General features: G+C 70.7%; 18 protein-coding genes. 12 read left to right on the top strand and 6 right to left on the bottom strand.

Annotated elements, in window-relative coordinates:
• Nucleotides 1–115 precede the first annotated feature (115 nt).
• A complete protein-coding gene (locus tag AC07EQ_RS20070; RefSeq protein ID WP_478389439.1) occupies nucleotides 116–1354 on the bottom strand; it encodes a serine hydrolase domain-containing protein in 1239 nt (412 codons plus the stop codon).
• Nucleotides 1355–1472: 118 nt separating this feature from the next.
• On the opposite strand from AC07EQ_RS20070, the gene AC07EQ_RS20065 reads away from it, so the two are divergent.
• Together AC07EQ_RS20065 and AC07EQ_RS20060 are read left to right on the top strand one after the other, a co-directional pair.
• Nucleotides 1473–2873, top strand: coding sequence for an ATP-binding protein (locus AC07EQ_RS20065; protein ID WP_358307473.1), 1401 nt, complete (start codon nucleotides 1473–1475; stop codon nucleotides 2871–2873).
• Nucleotides 2873–4825 (top strand): vWA domain-containing protein, encoded by a 1953-nt coding sequence (locus AC07EQ_RS20060; protein ID WP_478389438.1) that lies wholly within the window; start codon nucleotides 2873–2875, stop codon nucleotides 4823–4825. Before AC07EQ_RS20065 ends, AC07EQ_RS20060 begins: the two co-directional genes overlap by 1 nt.
• A 61-nt stretch (nucleotides 4826–4886) precedes the next feature.
• Here the strand turns inward: AC07EQ_RS20060 and AC07EQ_RS20055 are convergent, their stop codons facing one another.
• Nucleotides 4887–5168, bottom strand: coding sequence for a hypothetical protein (locus AC07EQ_RS20055; RefSeq protein WP_478389437.1), 282 nt, complete (start codon nucleotides 5166–5168; stop codon nucleotides 4887–4889).
• A 147-nt stretch (nucleotides 5169–5315) separates the two neighbouring features.
• On the opposite strand from AC07EQ_RS20055, the gene AC07EQ_RS20050 reads away from it, so the two are divergent.
• Genes AC07EQ_RS20050 through AC07EQ_RS20040 form a run of 3 tightly spaced genes read left to right on the top strand, consistent with a single transcriptional unit; the run spans nucleotide 5316 to nucleotide 6985 of the window.
• Complete coding sequence (locus tag AC07EQ_RS20050) at nucleotides 5316–6164, top strand: helix-turn-helix domain-containing protein (protein ID WP_478389436.1); 849 nt, start codon at nucleotides 5316–5318, stop codon at nucleotides 6162–6164.
• A 12-nt stretch (nucleotides 6165–6176) separates the two neighbouring features.
• Entirely contained in the window at nucleotides 6177–6443 is a 267-nt protein-coding gene (locus AC07EQ_RS20045) for a DUF397 domain-containing protein (protein WP_478389435.1), read from the top strand.
• Nucleotides 6440–6985 (top strand): nitroreductase family protein, encoded by a 546-nt coding sequence (locus tag AC07EQ_RS20040; RefSeq protein WP_478389434.1) that lies wholly within the window; start codon nucleotides 6440–6442, stop codon nucleotides 6983–6985. Before AC07EQ_RS20045 ends, AC07EQ_RS20040 begins: the two co-directional genes overlap by 4 nt.
• Nucleotides 6986–7055: 70 nt before the next feature.
• Here the strand turns inward: AC07EQ_RS20040 and AC07EQ_RS20035 are convergent, their stop codons facing one another.
• Nucleotides 7056–10196 carry a BTAD domain-containing putative transcriptional regulator gene (locus tag AC07EQ_RS20035; protein WP_478389433.1) on the bottom strand — a complete coding sequence of 1047 codons (3141 nt, stop codon included), beginning with the start codon at nucleotides 10194–10196 and terminating at the stop codon, nucleotides 7056–7058.
• Between the two features lie 100 nt (nucleotides 10197–10296).
• Between AC07EQ_RS20035 and AC07EQ_RS20030 the strand changes: the two genes are divergently transcribed.
• Genes AC07EQ_RS20030 through AC07EQ_RS20020 form a run of 3 tightly spaced genes read left to right on the top strand, consistent with a single transcriptional unit; the run spans nucleotide 10297 to nucleotide 12948 of the window.
• Nucleotides 10297–11166, top strand: coding sequence for an NAD(P)-dependent oxidoreductase (locus AC07EQ_RS20030; RefSeq protein WP_478389432.1), 870 nt, complete (start codon nucleotides 10297–10299; stop codon nucleotides 11164–11166).
• Between the two features lie 20 nt (nucleotides 11167–11186).
• Nucleotides 11187–12050, top strand: a complete 864-nt coding sequence (locus AC07EQ_RS20025; RefSeq protein ID WP_478389431.1) for an NAD(P)-dependent oxidoreductase — start codon at nucleotides 11187–11189, stop codon at nucleotides 12048–12050.
• 34 nt (nucleotides 12051–12084) lie between these two features.
• Nucleotides 12085–12948, top strand: a complete 864-nt coding sequence (locus tag AC07EQ_RS20020; RefSeq protein WP_478389430.1) for an NAD(P)-dependent oxidoreductase — start codon at nucleotides 12085–12087, stop codon at nucleotides 12946–12948.
• Between the two features lie 54 nt (nucleotides 12949–13002).
• Here AC07EQ_RS20020 and AC07EQ_RS20015 read toward each other — a convergent pair whose 3' ends face one another.
• Genes AC07EQ_RS20015 through AC07EQ_RS20005 form a run of 3 tightly spaced genes read right to left on the bottom strand, consistent with a single transcriptional unit; the run spans nucleotide 13003 to nucleotide 15886 of the window.
• Nucleotides 13003–13902 (bottom strand): glycine betaine ABC transporter substrate-binding protein, encoded by a 900-nt coding sequence (locus AC07EQ_RS20015; protein WP_478389429.1) that lies wholly within the window; start codon nucleotides 13900–13902, stop codon nucleotides 13003–13005.
• A 36-nt stretch (nucleotides 13903–13938) separates the two neighbouring features.
• The gene (locus tag AC07EQ_RS20010) at nucleotides 13939–14835 is read right to left on the bottom strand and encodes an ABC transporter permease (RefSeq protein ID WP_478389428.1); all 897 of its coding nucleotides are present in this window, start codon (nucleotides 14833–14835) and stop codon (nucleotides 13939–13941) included.
• Nucleotides 14828–15886 (bottom strand): quaternary amine ABC transporter ATP-binding protein, encoded by a 1059-nt coding sequence (locus AC07EQ_RS20005; RefSeq protein ID WP_478389427.1) that lies wholly within the window; start codon nucleotides 15884–15886, stop codon nucleotides 14828–14830. The genes AC07EQ_RS20010 and AC07EQ_RS20005 overlap by 8 nt, the downstream gene beginning before the upstream one ends.
• Between AC07EQ_RS20005 and AC07EQ_RS20000 the strand changes: the two genes are divergently transcribed.
• The 4 genes from AC07EQ_RS20000 to AC07EQ_RS19985 all read left to right on the top strand — a co-directional run bounded on the left by AC07EQ_RS20000 (nucleotide 15880) and on the right by AC07EQ_RS19985 (nucleotide 21067).
• Entirely contained in the window at nucleotides 15880–16158 is a 279-nt protein-coding gene (locus AC07EQ_RS20000) for a hypothetical protein (protein ID WP_478389426.1), read from the top strand. The genes AC07EQ_RS20005 and AC07EQ_RS20000 overlap by 7 nt on opposite strands.
• Nucleotides 16159–16427: 269 nt before the next feature.
• Entirely contained in the window at nucleotides 16428–17663 is a 1236-nt protein-coding gene (gene mshC / locus AC07EQ_RS19995; RefSeq protein ID WP_478389425.1) for a cysteine--1-D-myo-inosityl 2-amino-2-deoxy-alpha-D-glucopyranoside ligase, read from the top strand.
• Between the two features lie 298 nt (nucleotides 17664–17961).
• Nucleotides 17962–19191, top strand: coding sequence for a styrene monooxygenase/indole monooxygenase family protein (locus tag AC07EQ_RS19990; RefSeq protein ID WP_478389521.1), 1230 nt, complete (start codon nucleotides 17962–17964; stop codon nucleotides 19189–19191).
• A gap of 205 nt (nucleotides 19192–19396) precedes the next feature.
• Nucleotides 19397–21067, top strand: coding sequence for a C69 family dipeptidase (locus AC07EQ_RS19985; protein ID WP_478389424.1), 1671 nt, complete (start codon nucleotides 19397–19399; stop codon nucleotides 21065–21067).
• Nucleotides 21068–21091: the final 24 nt, after the last annotated feature.

Here is a 21091-nt window from a genome sequence, read left to right as displayed (position 1 = left end):
CCCCGATGCCGCTGGTCATACGCAAATCGGGGATCCCACAGCCAGGCGGCGGCCGCAACTCCCGCAGGGGGGCCGCTACCCGCACCGCCACGCAGAACGAGCCTGGAAAAGGTTTCTAGTCCACCAGGGCCTGATAGACGAGTTGGTGCAGCTGGGAGCGGATGGGGTGGGTGCTCGACGGCATCAGCTGGGTCAGGAACAGCACCGTCAGGTCCTCCGCCGGGTCCACCCAGAACGCCGTGCTGGCCAGGCCGCCCCAGGAGAACTCGCCCGGCGAGCTGATCACCTTCGCCGCCATCGGGTCGTCGATCACCGCGAAGCCCAGGCCGAAGCCCTTGCCCGCGTTGGCCACCTCCGAGAACGCGCCGAGCGCCAGGGTTTCCAGGTCCGCGCCGCCGGGCAGGTGGTTGCGGGTCATGTACTGCACCGTGCGGCTGCCGAGCAGGCGGACCCCGTCGAGTTCGCCCTCGCGCAGCAGCATCTGCGTGAACCGGTGGTAGTCGTGCGCCGCGGAGAACAGCCCGCCGCCGCCGGAGAGGGCCTTGGGCAGCTCGAACGCCGCCGCGCCCAGCTCCGCCTGCTTCGGGTGCGGGCGGGCCTTGCCCTGCGGGTCGGCGACGTAGAGGGTGGCGAGCCGGTCGGCGTCGGCGCGGTCCACCGCGAAGCCGGTGTCGGTCATGCCCAGCGGCTCGAAGATGCGGGTGCGGAAGAACTCGTCCAGCGTCTGCCCGGACGCCACCTCCACGATCCGGCCCAGCACGTCGGTGGCCACCGAGTAGTTCCAGGCCGTACCGGGGTCGAACAGCAGCGGCATGCTCGCCCACTCGTCGCAGCAGCCCGCCAGGTCGAGGTCGTCGGCCATGCCGTACTCGAAGCCGGCGCGGCGGTAGAGCTCGTCGACCGGGTTCAGGTAGTGGAAGGCGTAGGTGAGGCCCGAGGTGTGGGTCAGCAGGTGCCAGATCCGCATGTCCTCGCCCGCCGGGCGGGTCTGCGGGGCGCGGGCGGTGCCGCCGTTGTAGACGCGCAGCTCGGCGAACGACGGGATGAAGTCGCTGACCGGGTCGGTGAGCTCGAACGCGCCCTCCTCGTGCAGCATCATGATCGCCACCGACGTGACCGGTTTGGTCATGGAGTAGATCCGGAACAGGGTGTCGGTCTGCACCGGGGCGCCGGCGGCGATGTCGCGCATGCCGTGCGTCGACAGGTGCGCGATCTTGCCCTGCCGGGACACCAGCGCCAGCCAGCCGGGCAGCTTGCCCGCCTCGACGTACTTGGCGAAGTGCTGGTCGATTCGGTTCAGCCGGGCGGCGTCGAACCCGGCCTCGGCGGGGTCCACCTCGATCTCCAGGGCCACTTGATCCTCCTGCGCGTGCCGTCGCGGGTTACCTGGTTTTTCTACTCTCGCTCGCCCGCATGCGAAATCCTTTCTGCTATGGCAGCGCGTGTCGGTGCGTGCCGGTAGCGTCGAGGGGGTGACAACCCCGACTTCACCCGAAGGGCTGCCCCGCACGGCGGGCGAGCTGCGGTCCAGCGGCCACGCACCGCGCAGCGTCAAGGCGGAGCTGCGCGCCAACCTGCTGACCGCGCTGCGCTCCGGCCGCTCGCTGTGGCCCGGCATCGTCGGTTTCGACCAGACCGTGCTGCCGCAGCTGGAGCGCGCCCTGATCGCCGGGCACGACGTGGTGCTGCTCGGGGAGCGCGGGCAGGGCAAGACGCGGCTGTTGCGCAGCCTCACCGAACTGCTGGACGAGTGGACGCCGGTCATCGAGGGTTCGGAGCTCGGCGAGCACCCGCTGCAGCCGATCACCCCGGCCTCCCGCCGCCGCGCCGCCGAACTCGGCGACGACCTGCCGGTGGCCTGGCGGCACCGCAGCGAGCGGTACGTGGAGAAGCTGGCGACCCCGGACACCTCGGTCGGCGACCTGGTCGGCGACGTGGACCCGGTGAAGGTCGCCGAGGGGCGCTCGCTGGGCGACCCGGAGACGATCCACTTCGGACTGGTGCCCCGCGCGCACCGCGGCATCGTGACCGTCAACGAGCTGCCCGACCTGGCCGAGCGGATCCAGGTGGCGCTGCTGAACGTGATGGAGGAGCGGGACATCCAGATCCGCGGCTACAGCCTGCGGCTGCCGCTGGACGTGCTGCTGGTCGCCACCGCAAACCCGGAGGACTACACCAACCGGGGCCGGATCATCACGCCGCTGAAGGACCGCTTCGGCGCGGAGATCCGCACCCACTACCCGCTGGACGTCGACGACGAGATCTCGCTGGTGCGCCAGGAGGCGGACCTGCCCGCGGAGGTCGGCGACCACCTGCTGGAGGTGCTGGCGCGCTTCGTCGGCCACCTGCGCGAGTCCAACGCCGTCGACCAGCGCTCCGGCGTGTCGGCCCGGTTCGCGATCGCCGCCGCCGAGACGGTCTCGGCCGCCGCGCTGCACCGCTCCGCGGTGACCGGCGAGCACCCGGCGGTGGCGCGGCCGGTCGACCTGGCGGCGGTGCCCGCCGTGCTGCGCGGCAAGATCGAGTTCGAGGCCGGCGAGGAGGGCCGCGAGGACGAGCTGCTCGGCTACCTGCTGCGCCGCTCGGTGGCCGACACCGCCCGCGGCCTGTTCGCCGGGCTGGACCTGCAGTCGCTGGCCCAGGCCGTCGTCGACGGCCACCCGGTGGCCACCGGCGAGCGCATCGCCGGGCACGACGTGCTCACGGCGCTGCCGGAACTGCCGGTGCTGCACCAGGTCGCGGAGCGGCTCGGCGTGCGGGCCGGGGATCCGCCGGGGCGGATCGCCAGCGCCGTCGAGCTCGCGCTGGAGTCGCTGTACCTGGCGAAGCGGCTCGGCAAGGACGCCGAGGACGACCGGTCGGTGTACAGCTGATGAGCCGCCGGTTCCGGTACGACGCGTGGCACGGCGGGACGGACCCCTTGGCCCCGCCGGTGGACCTGCGCGCCGCGCTGGACCAGATCGGCCGCGACGTCATGGAAGGCGCGTCGCCGCGCTCCGCGCTGGAGGAGATGCTGCGCACCGGAACCAGCGACACCGCCGGGCTCGACGAGCTCACCCGGCGGCTGTGGCAGCGGCGCAGCGAGCTGCAGCGACGGCACCGGCTGGACGGGACGCTCTCCGAGGTCCGCCGGCTGCTGGACCGCGCGCTGCAGCAGGAGCGGCTGGCGCTCGCGGCCGACACGAGTGAGGACGCTCGGTTCCGCGAACTGCAGCTCGACGCGCTGCCGCCGGACGTCGCCGGCCAGGTCGCCGAGCTGGCGAACTACGACTGGCGTTCGCCGGACGCGCGGGAGACCTTCGAGGAGATCCGGCAGATGCTGGGCACCGAGTTCCTCGAACAGCGCTTCCAGGGCATGAAGCAGGCGATGCAGCACGTCTCGCCCGAGGACGTCGAGCGGGTCCGGCAGATGCTCGACGACCTGTCGGCGCTGCTGGCCGCGCACGCCCGTGGCGACGCCGACGTCCAGCAGAAGTTCGAGCAGTTCATGGCCCAGCACGGCGAGTTCTTCCCGGAGAACCCGCGCAACGTCGACGAGCTCATCGACGCGCTGGCGGCCCGCTCGGCCGCCGCGCAGCGGCTGCTGAACTCCATGAGCGAGCAGCAGCGCGCCGAGCTGATGTCGTTGTCGCAGCAGGCATTCGGCGATCCGCGGATCGCGCAGGCGTTGCAGCGGCTCGATCAGCAGCTGCAAGGGCTGCGGCCGGGCGAGGACTGGACGGGCCAGGCGCGGTTCCGCGGCGACCAGCCGATGGGCCTGGCCGAGGCGACTGCGGCGATGGCCGAGCTCGGGGAGCTGGACCGGCTGGCGGAGCAGCTGGGGCAGGCGTATCCGGGCGCGAGCCTGGAGGACATCGACCTGGAGGCACTGGAGCGGCAGCTCGGCCCGCAGGCGGTCGTCGATGCGCAGCGGCTTTCGGAGATCGAGCAGCAGTTGCGGCAGCAGGGCCTGTTGCAGCGCGCGCCCGATGGCAGCCTCCGGCTGTCGCCGCGAGCGATGCGGCGGCTCGGGGAGACCGCGCTGCGGTCGGTGATCTCGCAGCTGCGGTCGCGGCGCGGCGAGCGCGACACCGATCGCGCGGGCGCGGCGGGGGAGCTGACCGGCACCACGCGGCCGTGGAGCTACGGCGACGCGGAGCCGTGGGACGCCGTGCGCACGGTGCGCAACGCGGTGCTGCGGCGCGCGGGGGAGGGACCGGATTCGGCGCTGCTGGACATCTCGGACCTGGAGGTGGCGGAGACCGAGCAGCGTTCGCGCGCGGCTGTGGTGCTGTGCGTGGACACGTCGTGGTCGATGGTGCAGGACGGCCGCTGGGTGCCGATGAAGCGCACCGCGCTCGCGCTGCACCACCTGGTCGCGACCCGGTTCCGGTCGGACGCGCTGCAGCTGGTCACCTTCGGCCGCTACGCGTCCACTGTGGACGTGGGTGAGCTCGCCGCGCTGGAAGGGGTTTGGGAGCAGGGCACGAACCTGCACCACGCCCTGCTGCTCGCGGGCCGCCACCTGCGCCGCCACCCGGACGCCCAGCCGGTGGTGCTCGTCGTGACCGACGGCGAACCGACCGCGCACCTCGAACCCGACGGCGAAGCGGTATTCCAGTACCCGCCGACGCCGCACACCCTCGGCGTGACGCTGTCCGAAGTGGACGCATTGCACCGGTTGGGGACCACGCTGAGCGTCTTCATGCTCGGCGAGGACCCGCGCCTGAAGGCGTTCGTGGACATCGTCGCCCGCCGCGGCGGCGGCCGGGTCCTGTCGCCCACCGCGGACGGCCTCGGCGCGGCGGTCGTCGGCGACTACCTGCGGACCAAGCGCCGCCGATGAAGCTCGTGAGTGGTCGTGGCCGTTGGAGCGACCAATACCACTCACGAGCACTATGGCGCGGCTAGGGGTAGATGAGGCGGACTTCGGCGGTGCGGGCGAAGATCTCGGCGGCGCGTGTGGGAGAACAGAAGGAGCCACGGCCACGACCATCGGTGCTGACGACCTCGGCGCGGTCGCCGAAGGCGAGCCCCCAGGCGAACACCCGGCCTTCGGTCAGTTCCCACTCGTCGTCGTGATCGAGCTCACGCAGCGCGAAAAGCTTGGGAGCGCGCCGGATTTCCTCGCGCACGAGCTCGTACTCATCAGGCTCCGGCGTCCAGATTTCGGTTTCGGTGTCGTTCATCAGGCCTCCCTCGGGATCGTGAAATCGATCACTTATAACGGTAGCTAGAAATCTAGACTCGTCTATAACCGAACTGAGTGGTGTCGATGTTGTCGCTGGCCGAGCAGGGCAGACTGTGCGGTGGTTCCGAGAGTTGTGGAGGTACGAGTGGCTGGACGAGGTGACCCGTCGGCGCTGCGCTGGTTGATCGGTGTCGAGCTCGCGGGATACCGGAAACGTGCTGGGCAAACCCTCGCCGCAGCGGCGAAGGCGATCGGGTGCTCGACAAGCCTGGTCGGTCACTTCGAGAAGGGCATGTACTTCCCGCAACCAGAACAGATCGCGGGCCTGCTGGAGTTCTACGGCGCTCCCGCCTGGGATGTCGACCGTCTGACGTCATTGTGCGGCCGGGCGGATCAACGCTCGTGGCTGGCGCCATGGATCGACGTGATCCCGGATTGGCTGCGGACCTTCGTCGGGCTGGAAGGTTTGGCCGAGTCGGAATTTGCGTACCAGCCAATGGCACTGCCAGGTTTGATGCAGACGGAGGAGTATGCGCAGGCGTTGACAGCTGCATCCGGCTTCGTTCGGCAAAACCACAACGAGCGGTTTGTGTCGTTCCGGTTGGCTCGTGCCCAGCGGCTTACCGGCCCGGAGCCGCTGCGGCTGCACGCAGTGATCGGCGAAAGTGCTTTGCGGTTGGCTGTGGGGTCGCCGGAGACGCGTGTGAATCAGTACAAGCGCTTGATCGAACTGGCTGACAGCGGAAACGTCGAGTTCCAGGTCCTTCGTCCCGAGTGCGGGCCGCACGATGCTGGCGGCACGGGGGAGTTCGTTCTTCTGGACTTCGCTGAAGCTCGTCCTGTCGCGTATCTCGAACATCTGGATGGAGCCATATACATGCAGGACCCGGATGTGGTGCAGACGTATACACTCGTCGCGGAAAACTTGCAACGCGTAGCGCTGGAACCAGCCGATTCAGTGAACTTCGTGAAAGCGCTGATTTCGGAGACCTAGTCGGAGGACGTCATGTCTGCCTCAGCCTGGAGGAAGTCGAGCTACAGCGCGGCTAATGGAGCCTGTGTCGAGATCGCGTTTGCGGCCGCCAGCGCGTCAGCCTGGAGGAAGTCCAGCTACAGCGCCAACAACGGCGCCTGTGTCGAGATCGCTGTCGCTGACGAGGTCGTCGGGGCTCGTGACTCGAAGAATCCTGATGGGCCGGAGCTTTGGTTCCAGGGTGCCGGATGGGGGCGCTTCGTCGCTGGTGTCAAGGCCGGGCGGTTCGACCTCGCGTGAGTGATGATCCGCTCCGTGCGCTGGCTTCGCTGCGCGCTACGCGGTGGTTCACCGGCGAGGACGTGAGCGATGCTGAGCTGCGGCGGATCTTGGACGCTGCGCGGTGGACCGGGTCGGCCCGGAATCGGCAGCCCTGGCGGTTCCACACCGTCCGCGACGCCGCGACTCGGGAAGAGCTGAGCCGCTGCGGTGCCTACGCGGTGCACCTGCGGTCCGCGCCCGTGGTGTTGCTGCTGGCGCTCGATCACGGCTGGGCGGATTCGGAGTTCGACGGTGGGCGGGTTGCGCAGAACATCATGCTCGCCGCGCACCTGCTCGGGCTCGGGTCGTGCCCGGTGACGTTCTTCCCGGCGGACAACGCCGAACGCGTCACCGCCATCGCCGGGTACTCGCATCCCTGGCAGGTGCGCACCGGAATCGCGCTGGGGCATCCTGCGCCCCGGCCGCCGGGAACCTCGGCGATCCCCGCCGGCCGCCGCCCGCTCGACGTCCTCTGGACCTCGGACCAGCGTCCCCGCGCTGGGTTTTCCGATTTTGCCTAAAATTGGCAGCTCCACGCGTACCGGCAGGGCCTCCAATTTTAGGCAAAATTGGGCGTCCCGAACCGTGCGCTCAACCGCTGGCGAGGGTGTCGACGTCGGTGAGCGGCACTGCGGATCCGCCGGCGTACTCGGCGTCGAATGCCTCGTCGCCCAGGGACTTCCGGGCGGCGGACTCGATCCGGTCGACGTCCAGGCGTTCCGCGGGCGGGAGCGGCGTGCGGACGGAGTCGCGCGCTGCCGCGGCGGCACCGAGGAGGCGGGCCGCCCGCGCCGCGCGACCGGCGAGCGCTTCGGCGCCTGCCAGGCCTTCCAGCGTCAGGGCGATCGCCCGGGGGTCGGTGCCGCGGCCGGCGATCCGGTAGGCCGACAGGTGCAGTTCGCGGGCCTGCTCGGCGTTTCCGCGTTCTTCGGCGGCGAAGCCGAGTTCGGCCAGGATCAGGGCGTTGCCCGGCTCGAACGCCACGCGGCGGTGCCATTCGAGCACCCTGCGCAGGTGCCGCTCCGCCTCGTCGAACCGGCCCTCGCGGCGCGCGCCCAGCGCCAGGCCGGTTTCCGCGTACATCTCCGCCGGGGTGAAGCCGCGCTCGGCGGCCACGCGCATCGCGCGGGTGTGCAGCTCGCGCGCCCGCGCGTAGTCGTGCCTGAGCAGCGCGACGCGGCCCAGCCAGGACGTCTGGTAGGCCACCTCCGCCCACAGGCCGAGGGCTTCCGCGCCGCGCAGCGCCTCGGCGTGATGGCGCTCGGCGCTCGCGTAGTCGCCGGTGATCCCGGCGACCGTGCCGAGCCCGTACGACGCTTGCGCCAGGCCCCAGCTGTCGCCCAGCTCCTGGAAGAGTCCGGCGCTGCGCTCGGCATCCCGCTTCGCCGCAGCCAGGTCGCCGCGCGTCATCTGGTGCGTAGTCCGGTCGCTGAGCGCGACGCCGAGGCCCCAGCGGTCGTCCAGCCCGGCGAACTCCGCCACCAGCTCGTCCACGTCGCGTTCGGTGCTGGAGAGGTCGGCGACGGTGGTCCTCGCGTGGATGAGGAACCACCGCGCGCGGGCGCGGTCCGTGGGATCGGTGATGTTCCGCCACGCGTCGACCTCCTCGACGGGCTCCCCGGTCAGCAGTCCGATCCCGGCGTACCAGGCCGCCGTCTTCGCCCGCGTTTCTCCGCCGCCGCCCGTCGCGAGGGCCGCGGCCAGCGAGCGCTTGGCCTCGCTGAGCCTGCCGCGCAGGAACCAGTACCAGAACAACGCGTTGACCAGCCGCAACGCCATCTCGGTGGAGTGCTGGACGGCGTCGTCCAGGGTCGCCCGCAGGTTCGCCGCCTCCGCGTCGAGCCGCTCCAGCCAGTGCCGTTGTTCGCGGCCGCGCAAGTTCGGGTCTGCTCGCTCCGCCAGCGCGAGGTAGTGCTCGTTGTGCCGTTGGCGGAGGGTTTCATGCTCGTCGGCCTCTTCCAGCCGCTCCAGGCAGTACGCCGCAACCGACTCCAGCAGGCGATACCGACGACCTCCGGCGGGTGTTTCCGTCGCGACCACCAGCGACCGGTCCACGAGCCGCGCCAGCAGGTCCAGCACCTCGGTGGGCCGGACGCCGTCGCCGGAGCACACCGCTTCGGCACTGTCCAAAGTGCATCCATCGCGGTGGATGGCCAGGCGGCGCAACACTGTTCGCTCGGCCGTCGGCAGCAGGCGCCAGCTCCAGTCGATCACCGCCTGCAACGTCCGTTGCCGCTCGGGGGCATCGCGGTGGCCGGACGTGAGCAGTGCGAATCGGTCGTCCAATCTGGACAAGAGGGTCTTCGCGCCGAGCGCGCGAACCCGGGTGGCGGCCAGCTCCAGGGCCAGCGGGATGCCGTCCAGCCGGCGGCAGATCGCGGCCACCGGTGCGGCGTTGTCGCCGTCGACGTCGAAGCCCGGAGACGCCGCGGCGGCGCGGGCGGCGAACAGCCGCACCGCGCCCGACGCCCGCACGTCGTCGAGGCCGGATCCGGGCGGCGGAACGTCCAGCGGCGGCACCGGGAGCAGCGTCTCGCCCGAGATGCCGAGCGCCTCCCGGCTCGTGGCGAGGATCCGCAACCCGGGCAGCGCCCGCAGCAGGCGCGCGGCCATCCCGGCGGCGCCGATGATCAGGTGCTCGCAGTTGTCGAGGACGAGCAGGATCTCCTTGCCGCGCAACGCATCGACCAGCGGATCGGCCGGTGCGACGGGCGCCGCTCCGGTTTCCTGCACGTCCAGCTCCGCCAGCACGGCGTGCTCCAGCGAGCACGTCGCGTCCCCATCGGCCCGGATGCCGGCCAGCTCGACGAGCCGCACGCCGTCTCTGAACGCCGCGCTGCGGGCCGCTTCGATGGCCAGCCGCGTCTTGCCCACCCCGCCGGGCCCGGTCAACGTCACCAGCCGCGACGTGCTCAGCAACGCCTTGACCTGGGCGAACTCCCGGTCCCGGCCGACCAGGTCGGTGACCGGCACCGGCAGGTCGTGCACCGGCGCGGCGGGGGCGGCGAGCGCGGCGTCCTGCGTCAGGACGGCCTGCTGCAGCTCGGCCAGTTCCGGGCTCGGGTCGACGCCCAGCTCGTCGGCCAGCCGCTCCCGCAGGTCCGCCAGGCTCGCCAGCGCCTCGCCCTGCCGCCCGGCGCGGTACAGCGCCCGCACGTGCACCGCGCGCAGCCGCTCGCGCAGCGGATGCGCGCTCACCAGCTCGCCGAGCTCGCCCGCGAGCGCGGCGTGCTCGCCCAGCTCCAGCCGGGTTTCGGCGAACTCCTCCTGCGCGGCGAGGCGTTCTTCGGCCAGCCGCTGGATGGGGGCCTGCGCGAACGGCTCGTCGGCGAACTCGGCGAACGCGGAACCCCGCCACAGCGCCAGCGCGTCGGCCAGCAGCGCCCGGCGGGCCTCCGGGGCGGCGGCCTCGCGGGCCTGCGCGAGAAGACGGCGGAAGCGGTGCGCATCCACCGCGTCCGGCTCGATGTCCAGCGCGTAGCCGGGGGAGCGGTAGGTCACCAGCCCCCTGCCGATGGCCTTGCGCAGCTGCGAGACCTTCGTCTGCAGCGTGTTCGTCGGGTTGCCGGGCGGCTCGACGCCCCACAGGTCGTCGATCAACCGGTCCGCCGACACCGGCCCGTCGTGCGCGAGCAGCGCCGCGAGCAGGGCACGGACCTTCGCCTCGGGAACCGCGACGGCCTCGCCGTCGGCGGTCCGCACCTCCAGCGGGCCCAGCACTCCGAAACGCACGTCCGCAACGTTAGTCCGCGCCCGTGACAGCACCCGCAGCCGACCGTGCGCGGTTCGTGCGCGGCCCCCAGCAGGGTTGATGTCGACGAAAGGGAGTGAGATGACCGACCAGAAAGCAGTGAGCGTCCTCGGGCTCGGCGACATGGGCGCGGCGCTGGCCGAGGCGCTGCTCGCCGCCGGCCACCAGGTGACGGTCTGGAACCGCACCGCCGCGAAGGCCGATCCGCTGGTGGCCAAGGGCGCCGCCCGCGCGGACACGGCCGCCGATGCGATCCTCGCGAGCCGGCTGGTGATCGTCTGCCTGCTGGACTACGACTCGGTCGGCCAGGTGCTGGCCCCGCACACCGACGTGCTGGCCGGGCGGACGCTGGTCAACCTGACCAACGGCACCCCGGGGCAGGCCCGCGAGATGGCGACCTGGGCGGCCGACCACGGCGCCGACTACCTCGACGGCGGCATCATGGCCGTCCCGCCGATGATCGCCACGCCGGCGGCGTTCGTGCTCTACAGCGGGCCGAGCGGAACCTTCGACGCCGCGCGGCCGGTGCTGGACGCCTTCGGCGAGAGCAACTACCTCGGCGACGATCCGGGTTCCGCCGCGCTGCAGGACCTCGCCCTGCTCAGCGGCATGTACGGGATGATCAGCGGTGCCCTGCACGCCTTCGCCCTGGTGCGTTCGGCAGGCGCGTCGGCGCGCGAGTTCGCGCCGCTGCTCAACCGGTGGCTGCAGGCCATGAGCGGTTGGCCGCTCGGCGCGGCCGAGCAGATCGACTCGGGCGACTACGGCAAGGACGTCGTCTCCAACCTCGGCATGCAGGAAGCCGCGTACGTCAACCACTTCACGGCCGCCGACGAGGCGGGCATCAGCGCCGAACTCCTCGCGCCGCTGCACTCCCTGATGCAGCGCCGCGTCGCCGGCGGTCACGCCCGCGAAGACCTCACCGGCGTCATCGAACTCCTCAAGAAGTGACGATCTCCTCGGAGAACGACATGAATCAGCACGTCACCCTGATCGGCCTGGGGCCGATGGGGCAGGCGATGGCCGGGGCCCTGCTCGATGGCGGGCATCCGGTGACGGTGTGGAACCGGACGGCGAGCCGTGCGGACGACGTGGTCGCGCGCGGTGCCGTGCGCGCCGCAACCCCTGCCGAGGCAGTCGCGGCCGGTGAGCTGGTGATCCTGAGCTTGACCGATTACCAGGCGATGTACGACATCCTGGGGCCGGTCGAGGACCTGGGCGGCAAGGTGGTCGTCAACCTCAGCTCGGACACCCCGGACAAGTCCCGCGAGGCGGCGCAGTGGGTGCGGCAGCGCGGCGGCGCCTTCCTCACCGGCGGCGTGCTGGCCTCCGCGGAGATCGTCGGCACCGAGGCGGCCAAGGTGTTCTACAGCGGGCCGGCGGAACTCCTGGAGGCCCACGAGCAGACGTTGCGGCTGATCGGGAAACCGCACCACGTGGGCGAGGACCCCGGCCTGGCGCAGCTGTTCTACCTGGCGCACATCGATCTCTTCCTGGTGAGCCTGGCGGCCTACCTGCACGCCACCGCGCTGGTCGGCTCGGCCGGCGTGTCCGCGCTGGACTTCCTGCCCTGGGCGGTGGAGAACCTGAACACCAACTCGTTCCTGCTGCCGTCCGCCGCCGAGCAGATCGACCGCGGCGAGCACCCCGGAGACCTGGGGACCGCCCGGATGATGGGGGCGAGCGCCGATCACCTGCTGGCCGCCAGCGAGGCCGCGGGCATCGACCTCGACCTGCCGCGCGCCATCAAGGCGCACTACGACCGGGCCATCGCCGCCGGGCAGGGCGGCGACAGCTGGACCCGGCTCATCGACGGGATCCGCGAACCCGCGTGAATCCCGCACAACCGAAATCCCCTTGGAGAACGACATGAATCAGCACGTCACCCTGATCGGCCTGGGCCCGATGGGGCAGGCGATGGTCCGGGCACTGCTCGACGGCGGCCACCCGGTGACGGTGTGGAACCGGACCGCGAGCCGCGCCGACGACGTGGTCGCCCACGGCGCCGTGCGCGCCGGCACCCCCGCCGAAGCCGTTGGGGCCAGCGACATCGTGATCCTGAGCCTCACGGATTACCAGGCGATGTACGACATCCTGGGGCCGGTCGAGGACCTGGGTGGCAAGGTGATCGTCAACCTCAGCTCGGACACCCCGGAGAAGACCCGCGAGGCGGCCGAGTGGGCCGGGCAGCGCGGCGCCCGGTTTCTCACCGGCGGCGTCATGGTGCCCGCCCCGGTGGTCGGCACCGAAGCGTCCTACGTGTACTACAGCGGTCCGAAGGACGTCTACGACGCGCACGAGAAGACGTTGCGGCGCATCGGGGAAACCCACTACATGGGCGATGATCCCGGCCTGGCACAGCTGTTCTACCAGGCCAACCTCGACGTCTTCCTGACCGTGCTGTCGGCCTTCCTGCACGGCGCGGCGCTGCTCGGTTCGGCCGGCGTGCCGGCGAAGGAGTTCGCGCCCTGGGCGGTGCAGGTCATCCAGCTCGCCGCCCACTTCCTGCCGCAGGCCGCCGAGCAGATCGACAACGACGACCACCCCGGCCACCTGAGCTCCGCCAAGATGATGGGCGCGACCGCCGACCACATCCTGGCCACCAGCGAGGCCGCGGGCATCGACCTCGACCTGCCGCGCACGATCAAGGCGCACTACGACCGCGCCATCGCCGCCGGGAAGGGCGGCGACAACTGGACCCGCCTCATCGACGGCATCCGGAATCCCCGGTAGCGGCAACGCGAAACGGCCGGTGGGGCACGCCCCGCCGGCCGTTCGGGGTTCAGGTCACTGCCCCGGTGCGAAGGAGTTGATCACCTCCGGATGCGCGTCGGCCCACTTCCTGGCGGCCTGCTGCTCCTGACCCCGCTGCGCGCTGTTGATCTCGTTCTCCAGCGACGCGAGCTGCTCGTCGGTCAGCCTGAACTTCTTGATCATCTCGGTGACCTCGGGGAAGTCCTGGCTGAAGCCCGCGCGGCCGATGGCGTGCAGCTCCTCGGCCTTGCCCATCGCACCAAGCGGATCCTGCAGGTCCTTGAGCGGGTACTTCGCGTACGCCCAGTGCGGGTGCCACAGCGTCACCACGATCGGCTTCTGCTCGCCGATCGCCTTCTCCAGGGAGGCGAGCATCGCGGTGGTCGACGAGGTCTGCAGGGTGTACTCGCCGCTGAGCCCGTAGGCCGGGATGGCCTTGTCCTTGGTGGTCCGGCTCAACCCCGCCCCCGGGTCGATGCCGGTGATCACGCCGTTGAACTCGCCGCCCCTGCCCTTGAGGTCGGCGATCGAGTTCACGTCGGTCAGGTACTTGGGCACCGCGATGTTCAAGGTGCCCTGGTTGTACCAAACGCCGAGGTCTTCCAGCTGCGGGCCGTACTGCTTCCAGTAGTCGCCGTGGGTTTCCGGCAGCCAGCCGTCCAGGAACAGGTCCGGGTTGCCCTGGGCGAGACCGGCGTAGATCGGGCCGACCTCCAGCTCGGTGACGTTGACCTTGTAGCCCCGCCGCTCCAGCAGTTCCTTGTAGAGGTAGGTGACGGCGATGTCCTCGTCCCAGGCGATGTAGCCGATGTTGATCGCCTTGGCCTCCTGACCGGTCCCGGCTTCCCGGCCACCGCAGCCCGCGGCGACCAGCACCAAGGCGAACAACGCGGCGAGGAGCGCGACAAGTCTGCGTGGTCTTCTGCTCAACATTCCTACCTGCCTTTCCAAGACGACCGCCGAGCGGACTCAGCCGGTCTTGGCCGCTTTGCGCTCCGCCCGCGCCACCGGCGAGCGGTCCGACAGCACGGCGGTGATCCGGTCCAGGTAGACCGCGAGGATCACCACCGACAGCCCGGCCTCGAAGCCCTGGCCGAGCCGGACCCGGGTGACCGCCTCGTAGATGTCGGTGCCCAACCCCTCCGCGCCGACCATGCCCGCGATGACCACCATCGACAGGGCCAGCATGATCACCTGGTTGATGCCGGCCATGATCGACGGCATGGCCAGCGGCAGCTGGATGCCGGTGAGGATCTTGCGGGCCGGCGCCCCGAACGCCTCGCCCGCCTCGACCACCTCGGCGTCCACCTGCCGGATGCCCAGCTCGGTGAGCCGGACCCCGGGCGGCAGCGCGAAGATCACGGTGGCCACCACGCCGGGCACTTCACCGATGTTGAAGAAGAAGATGACCGGGATCAGGTACACGAACGCGGGCATGGTCTGCATCAGGTCCAGCACCGGCCGCACCACCCCGCTCACCTTGCGGCTGCGGGCGGCCAGGATGCCCACCGGGATGCCGATGGCCACCGCGATGACGCTGGCCACCAGGACCAGCGACAGGGTTTGCATGGCCGACTCGAACATCCGCATGCTGGCGATCAGCCCGAAGCCGATCAGGCTGAACAGCCCGAACCGCCAGCTGCGCAGCCACAGCGCCAACGCGGTGAACACCAGCACCATGACCAGGTCGGGCAGCCAGTTCAGCAGGTAGCTCAGGCCGTCCACCGACGACCGGAGCACGAGATCGATGAAGTCGAACACCGGGCCGATGTTGTTGTTCAGCCAGGTGACCAGGGCCGCGAACCAGTCGCCGACGGGGATGCGCGGCAGCTCGAACTGGGCGGCGAGCAGGAGGGCCTCAGACATCGGACGCCTCCTCGATCGCGGGCGCGGCGCCGGGCACCCGGGCCTCGCGGCAGAGAGCCTCGAACACCGCGGCCGGGGTGACCACGCCGATCACCCGTTGCTGCTCGTCGACCACCGGGACCGGTGCCGCGCGGGCGCTCATCCGCACGAACAGGTCCTTCATCGGGGTGTCGGCGGGCACCGGTTCCCCACCGGGCGGCGTGGTGCCCGGGGACTCGGCGATGGATGCCGCGGTGAGCACCCGGCTGCGGTCGACGTCCTTGACGAACGTGGCGACGTAGTCGTCCGCGGGCTCGTTGAGGATCTGCTCGGCGGTGCCGATCTGCACGATCCGGCCCGCCCGCATCATCGCGATGCGGTCGCCGAGGCGCATCGCCTCGTTCAGGTCGTGGGTGATGAAGATGATGGTCTTGCCGAGCTTGGCCTGGAGGTTCAGCAGCTGGTCCTGCATCTCGCGCTTGATCAGCGGGTCCAGCGCGCTGAACGCCTCGTCCATCAGCAGCACGTCCGTGTGCGCGGCCAGGGCGCGGGCGAGCCCGACGCGTTGCCGCATGCCGCCGGAGAGCTGCTGGGGGTAGCGGTCCTCCCAGCCCTCCAGGCCGACCAGGCTGAGCGCCTCGCGCGCCTTCTCCTCGGTCTCGGGCTTGCTCGCGCCCCGGATCTGCAGCCCGTAGCCGGCGTTGTCCAGCACCGTGCGGTGCGGGAACAGGGCGAAGTGCTGGAAGACCATGCTCATCTTCTGCTGCCGCAGCGCGCGCAGCGCCGCGGCGGACATCCCGGTGATGTCCTCGTCGTCGACGAGGACGCTGCCCGAGGTGGGCGTGAGCAGCCCGTTGAGCATCCGGATCAGCGTCGACTTGCCGGAGCCGGACAGCCCCATGACGACGAAGGTCTCGCCCTCCTTGACGTCGAACGACGCGTCCACCACCGCGGCGGTGGCGCCCGCCGCCGTGATCTCCTCCTGGTCGGTTCCCGCCTCCAGGCGGCGAACGAGCTCCGTCGGTTGCGGCCCGAAGATCTTGTAGAGCCGTTCCACGCGTACCGATGTCACCGATCGCCTCCACTGCTTCGCCGGTGCCGGGAGCTTCGCCCGGGCGCCGGGGGCCGCGTGAATCGCCGGATCCGGCCGATCAATTCAGGCGGGCCGCGGATTCGCGTTCGAGTCCTTTCGTGCGGGCATTGATCATGCGTAGCGAGTTGGGCTTGTCCAGTCATCCGGGCGCGGAACTGATCGCGGTACGGGCGTTCTATTTCGAGTTCAAGGCCGGATGGCTGGGTTATTGTCAGTCCTATGACGTGCGGATATTCAATTTTTCCAACTGAATGATCCCACCTCGGCGCCAGCGTTGCGAAGCGGCGGTTTCAAATGATCACGGCGGGTGGATATGCGTTGTTTCGGCCGATTTTCCCGGCCGGTCAATTGATCTTTTTCGAGGCTGGATTTGGTAAGTTCCTGACTGGAATCCGAATAGTTCCGACAAGATCTGGTTTCCGGTGGCCGCGTCGGCGAGCGGCCGATCGTCCCACGATGTGATACTGCCGATGACCCGGGTGGGGGCGTCCACCGGCCCCGGGCGTTTAAGGTCGGATGCATGCAACCCTGGTCATCGGTTCCCGTGCCTCAGGTGCCGGGCACGCCAAGCCCCCTGCGCCTCTTCGACACCGCCGCCGGTGAGATCAGGCCCACCGAACCCGGGCCCGTCGCGCGGATGTACGTCTGCGGCATCACGCCGTACGACGCGACCCATCTCGGCCACGCCGCGACCTACCTGGCGTTCGACCTGGTCCACCGGGTTTGGCTGGACAACGGTCACCAGGTGCACTACGTGCAGAACGTCACCGACATCGACGATCCCCTGCTGGAGCGCGCCGAGCGCGACAGCGAGGACTGGATCGTGCTCGCGATGCGCGAGACGGCGCTGTTCCGCGAGGACATGGCGGCGCTGCGGGTGGTGCCGCCGGCGGACTTCGTCGGCGCGGTCGAGTCGATCCCGGAGATCGTCGAGGCCGTCGGCAAGCTGCTGTCCTCCGGCGCGGCCTACCGGGTCGACGACGAGTACCCCGACATCTACTTCCGGCACCAGGCCTCCGGCCGCTTCGGCTACGAGTCCAACTACGACGACGCGACCATGCGCGCCTTCTTCGCCGAGCGCGGCGGCGACCCGGACCGCGGCGGCAAGGAGCACCCGCTGGACGCGCTGGTGTGGCGGGCCGCCCGCGACGGCGAGCCGTCCTGGGAGTCCGAGCTCGGCGCCGGCCGGCCCGGCTGGCACCTGGAATGCTCGGTGATCGCGCTGAACCGGCTCGGGCTCGGCTTCGACGTGCAGGGCGGCGGCTCGGACCTGATCTTCCCGCACCACGAGTTCAGCGCCGCGCACGCCGAATCGCTCACCGGCGAGTTCCCGTTCGCCAAGCACTACGTGCACGCCGGGATGGTCGGCCTGGACGGCGAGAAGATGTCGAAGTCCAAGGGCAACCTGGTGTTCGTGTCGCGGCTGCGCGGCGACCGGGTGGATCCGATGGCCATCCGGCTGGCGCTGCTGGACGGCCACTACCGCGCCGACCGCGAGTGGACGGCGGACGCGCTGACCGGCGGCGCCGCGCGCCTGGCGCGCTGGCGGGAGGCCGTCGCGCTGGAGTCGGCTCCGGCGGCGGAGCAGGCGGTCGCGCGGCTGCGCGAGCGGCTGTCCGACGACCTGGACACCCAGCAGGCGCTGCGCGCGATCGACGCCTGGGTCGACGAGGCGCTGACCGCCGGTGGCTCCGACCGCGGCGCTCCGGGGCTGATCCGCGCCGCCGTCGACGCGCTGCTCGGCGTCGAGCTCTAGAACCGGCGATCAACACGGAGAGTGAGCGGAAGCCGAATGTTCGGCTTCCGTTCACTTGTCCGGTGGACTTGTTCGATCCGGTTCCAGATCTGCGTTAAATCCGGCAAAAATAGCCGGTCAGCGCCTGGTACGCACCACTCGTGGAACGAGTCCGCATGCCGCATGGACTTCGCAAACCCCGTCTGGTTGGATCTTCCTCGGTTACTGGGAGCAATGGACCAATCTGCTGCGACGAATGGCGGATTGGGCCTGCTGCGCCCGGAAGTTCGGGGAGACCAACGGGAAGGTGGTCGGGGAGATGCGGAAGGTCCTGATCGTCGGGGCGGGACAGTCCGGGTTGCAACTGGGACTCAGCCTGCAGGCGCTGCGCTACGAGGTGACGTTGATCTCGGCGCGGACGCCGGCGGAGATCCGGGGCGGCCGGGTGATGTCCACGCAGGTCATGTTCCGGACCGCGCTCGGGTACGAACGGGAGCACGGCCTGAACCTGTGGGAGGAGCAGGCGCCGAAGATCACCGGGCTGCGGCTGTCGGTGAGCGGCCCGGACGGCTCCCGGGTGCTGGACTGGCGGGGCGAGCTGACGGGCTTCGCGCAGTCGGTGGACCAGCGGTTGAAGATGGCCGGATGGCTGGAGCTCTTCGCCGAGCGCGGCGGCGCCGTCGAGTACCGCGAAATCGAGGCGTCCGACCTGGACGAGCTGAGCCGCGGCTACGACCTGGTGCTGGTCGCGGCGGGTGCCGGGAAGCTCGGCGGGATCTTCGAACGCGACCCGGGGTGGTCCCCGTTCGCCGAGCCGCAGCGGGCGCTCGCGGTGTCCTACCTGCGCGGCGCCGCACCATCGTCCGATGTGGACGATTCGGGGCTGGTCCGGTTCAACTCGGTGCCGGGCGTGGGCGAGGTCTTCGTCATTCCCGGCTACACCGAGGGCGGGCCGTGCGGCATCCTGTTCTTCGAGGGTGTCCCGGGCGGGCCGCTGGACTGCTGGGCCGATCGCCCGGGTCCCGCGGAGCACCGGGCGCGGATGCTGGAGCTGCTCCGCGCCCACCTGCCGTGGGAGCACGAGCGGTTCGCCGGCGCGGAGCTGACCGACGACCGGGCGGTCCTGACCGGCGGGGTGACCCCGGTGGTGCGCAAGCCGGTCGCGCGGCTGCCCTCCGGGGCGGCGGTGCTGGGCATGGCGGACGCGGTGGTCGTCACCGACCCGGTCACCGGGCAGGGCGTCAACAACGCGAGCAAGGCGGCGGAGTCCTATTTGGACAGCATCGTGCGGCGGGCGGACCGGCCGTTCCACGCCGAGTGGATGCAGGAGACCTTCGACCGGTTCTGGGACTACGCCCGGCACGTGACGGTGTGGAGCAACGCGATGCTGCAACCGTCGCCGCCGCACGTGCAGCGGCTGCTCGGCGCGGCGGTGGAGATCCCGGCGATCCGGAACCGCTTCGCGAACGGCTTCGACGACCCGGCGGACTTCGAGTCCTGGTTCCTCGACCCGGCCGGGGCCGAGGAGTACCTCAGCCGCCTCAGTTGAGAATGTTCGCCCGTTTGGGCTAAAAAGGCGCGACTGATCATCTCAATGCAGGAGGTTGTCGTGTCGCGGCTCCGACATCGGTGCGGTGCGTTCGGATTGGCAGTGACGGTGGCGGTGCTCGCCGCGCCGGTCGCCGTCGCCGATCCGGCCACCCCGCCGCCGCAGCAGGTCCGGCCGATGCCGGACAAGAGCATCGCCTTCTACGTTGGCAAGAACCGGACGGAGAGCGGGGGCGACGCTGCTCGGCGGGTTCGGGCACGAGCCCTCCAGCCACTGGCTGGAGATCGTGCCCCGGCAGCAGCACGAACCCGGCTCGACGATCACGGTGGGCGCCACCGAGGAGGCCGACCTGCCGGGGCGGCTGACGCAGATCCCGCAGGTGCCGGAGACCGCGAAGTACATCACCTCGAACTACTCGGAGTTCGCCGGGTTCCCGGCCCCGCTCACCAACGGCGGGCTGAACGAGTACCAGGTGGCGGCGCGCGACGTGTGGTCGGACTCGCGGCCCGAGCTGGTCGAGATGACCCCGCCCGGCCAGACCGGGCCGAACTACAGCGACCTGTCGCGGATCGCGATGGAGCGGGCGCACACCGCGCGCGAGGCCGTGCAGATCCTCGGCGATCTGATCGACCGGCACGGCTACACCACCTACGGTGGGAACTCGCACCTGTTCGCCGATGCCAACGAGGGCTGGGTGTTCATCGAGTTCGCCGGCGGCAAGGGGTTGTGGGCGGCCGAGCGGCTCGGGCCCGACGACGTGCGGGTGTCCTATCCGGGTTACATCGGCGACTTCCCGGTGGACTACCGGAACGACCCGGACCACATGGGCTCGCCGAACCTGGTCGATTTCGCGGTCCAGCAGGGCTGGTGGAACCCGGCGGACGGCAGGCCGTTCAACGTCCAGCAGGTCTACGGCACGCCGTTCCCGGGGCATCCCGGCAAGTCCACCCCGGACGACGAGGCGCCGTGGCGGCATCCGCCGACGCTGGAGGAGGAGCTGCGGCGGCTGGGCGAGGTGTCGCTGGTGGACATGCAGCGCATGGTCCGCGACCCGCGCTGGTCCGACGACCGCTCCGGCTACGGGCAGGTCGTCGAGCTGAAGGCGGATCTGGCGCATCCGGAGCTCGCGACGCTGTGGGTGGCCAACACCGCCGCGATCACCGCGCCGTACATCCCGTTCCACATCGGTGCCGAAACCGTGCCGCCGGAGTACGGCCAGCACCGCTACCTGACGTCCGGGGCGGCGGCGAACTACCTGAGCCCGGAGTACGCGGCGCAGGAGGCGACCCGCTCGGCCACCTACGTGTCGAAGCGGCTCATGTACTACACCTGCGACCGGCCGGAGGTGTTCCTCGGCGACGTCACGAAGGCGTTCGAGGGCTTCGAGGCCCAGATGCTCGGCGAGATCGGCGGCGTCGAGCGGCAGGCGGCCGAGGCGTACCGGGCCGGCGACGCCCCGCGGGCCCGCGCGTTGCTCACCGACTGGAGCAACAGGTGGGCGATGGACGGCCTGGACCTCACCGAGTACCTGGTGGCGGACGTCGAGGCGCGCACCAAGGAGCAGTTCGGCATCCGCGAGCCGGCGGTCGAGCCGCCGCCGGGGGTGACGGCCAGGGCGGAGAGCCTGGACATGTCGCTGCCGGAGGGTTCGGTCTCGGCGCGCGACCGGGTCAACTGCGACCTGGGCAACGGCTGGGCGGACGGCACCACGGTCGATCGCAAGGGCCAGGTCGGCGACCCGAACGCGGTCCCCGACTTCCGCGCGGCCACCCGCGCCGATCGGCCCTTCCCCTGGCTCCCGGTGACCATCGCGGCGGTCGTGGGCCTCGCCCTCGGAGCGGCGGCGATGTTCTTCGCCCGCCGCCGAGCCACCTGATCCGCCGGATCCACCGGATGCGGT

It is taken from the genome of Saccharopolyspora sp. NPDC045839, assembly GCF_056431645.1.
This window is presented reverse-complemented; position numbering and strand designations above follow the sequence as displayed.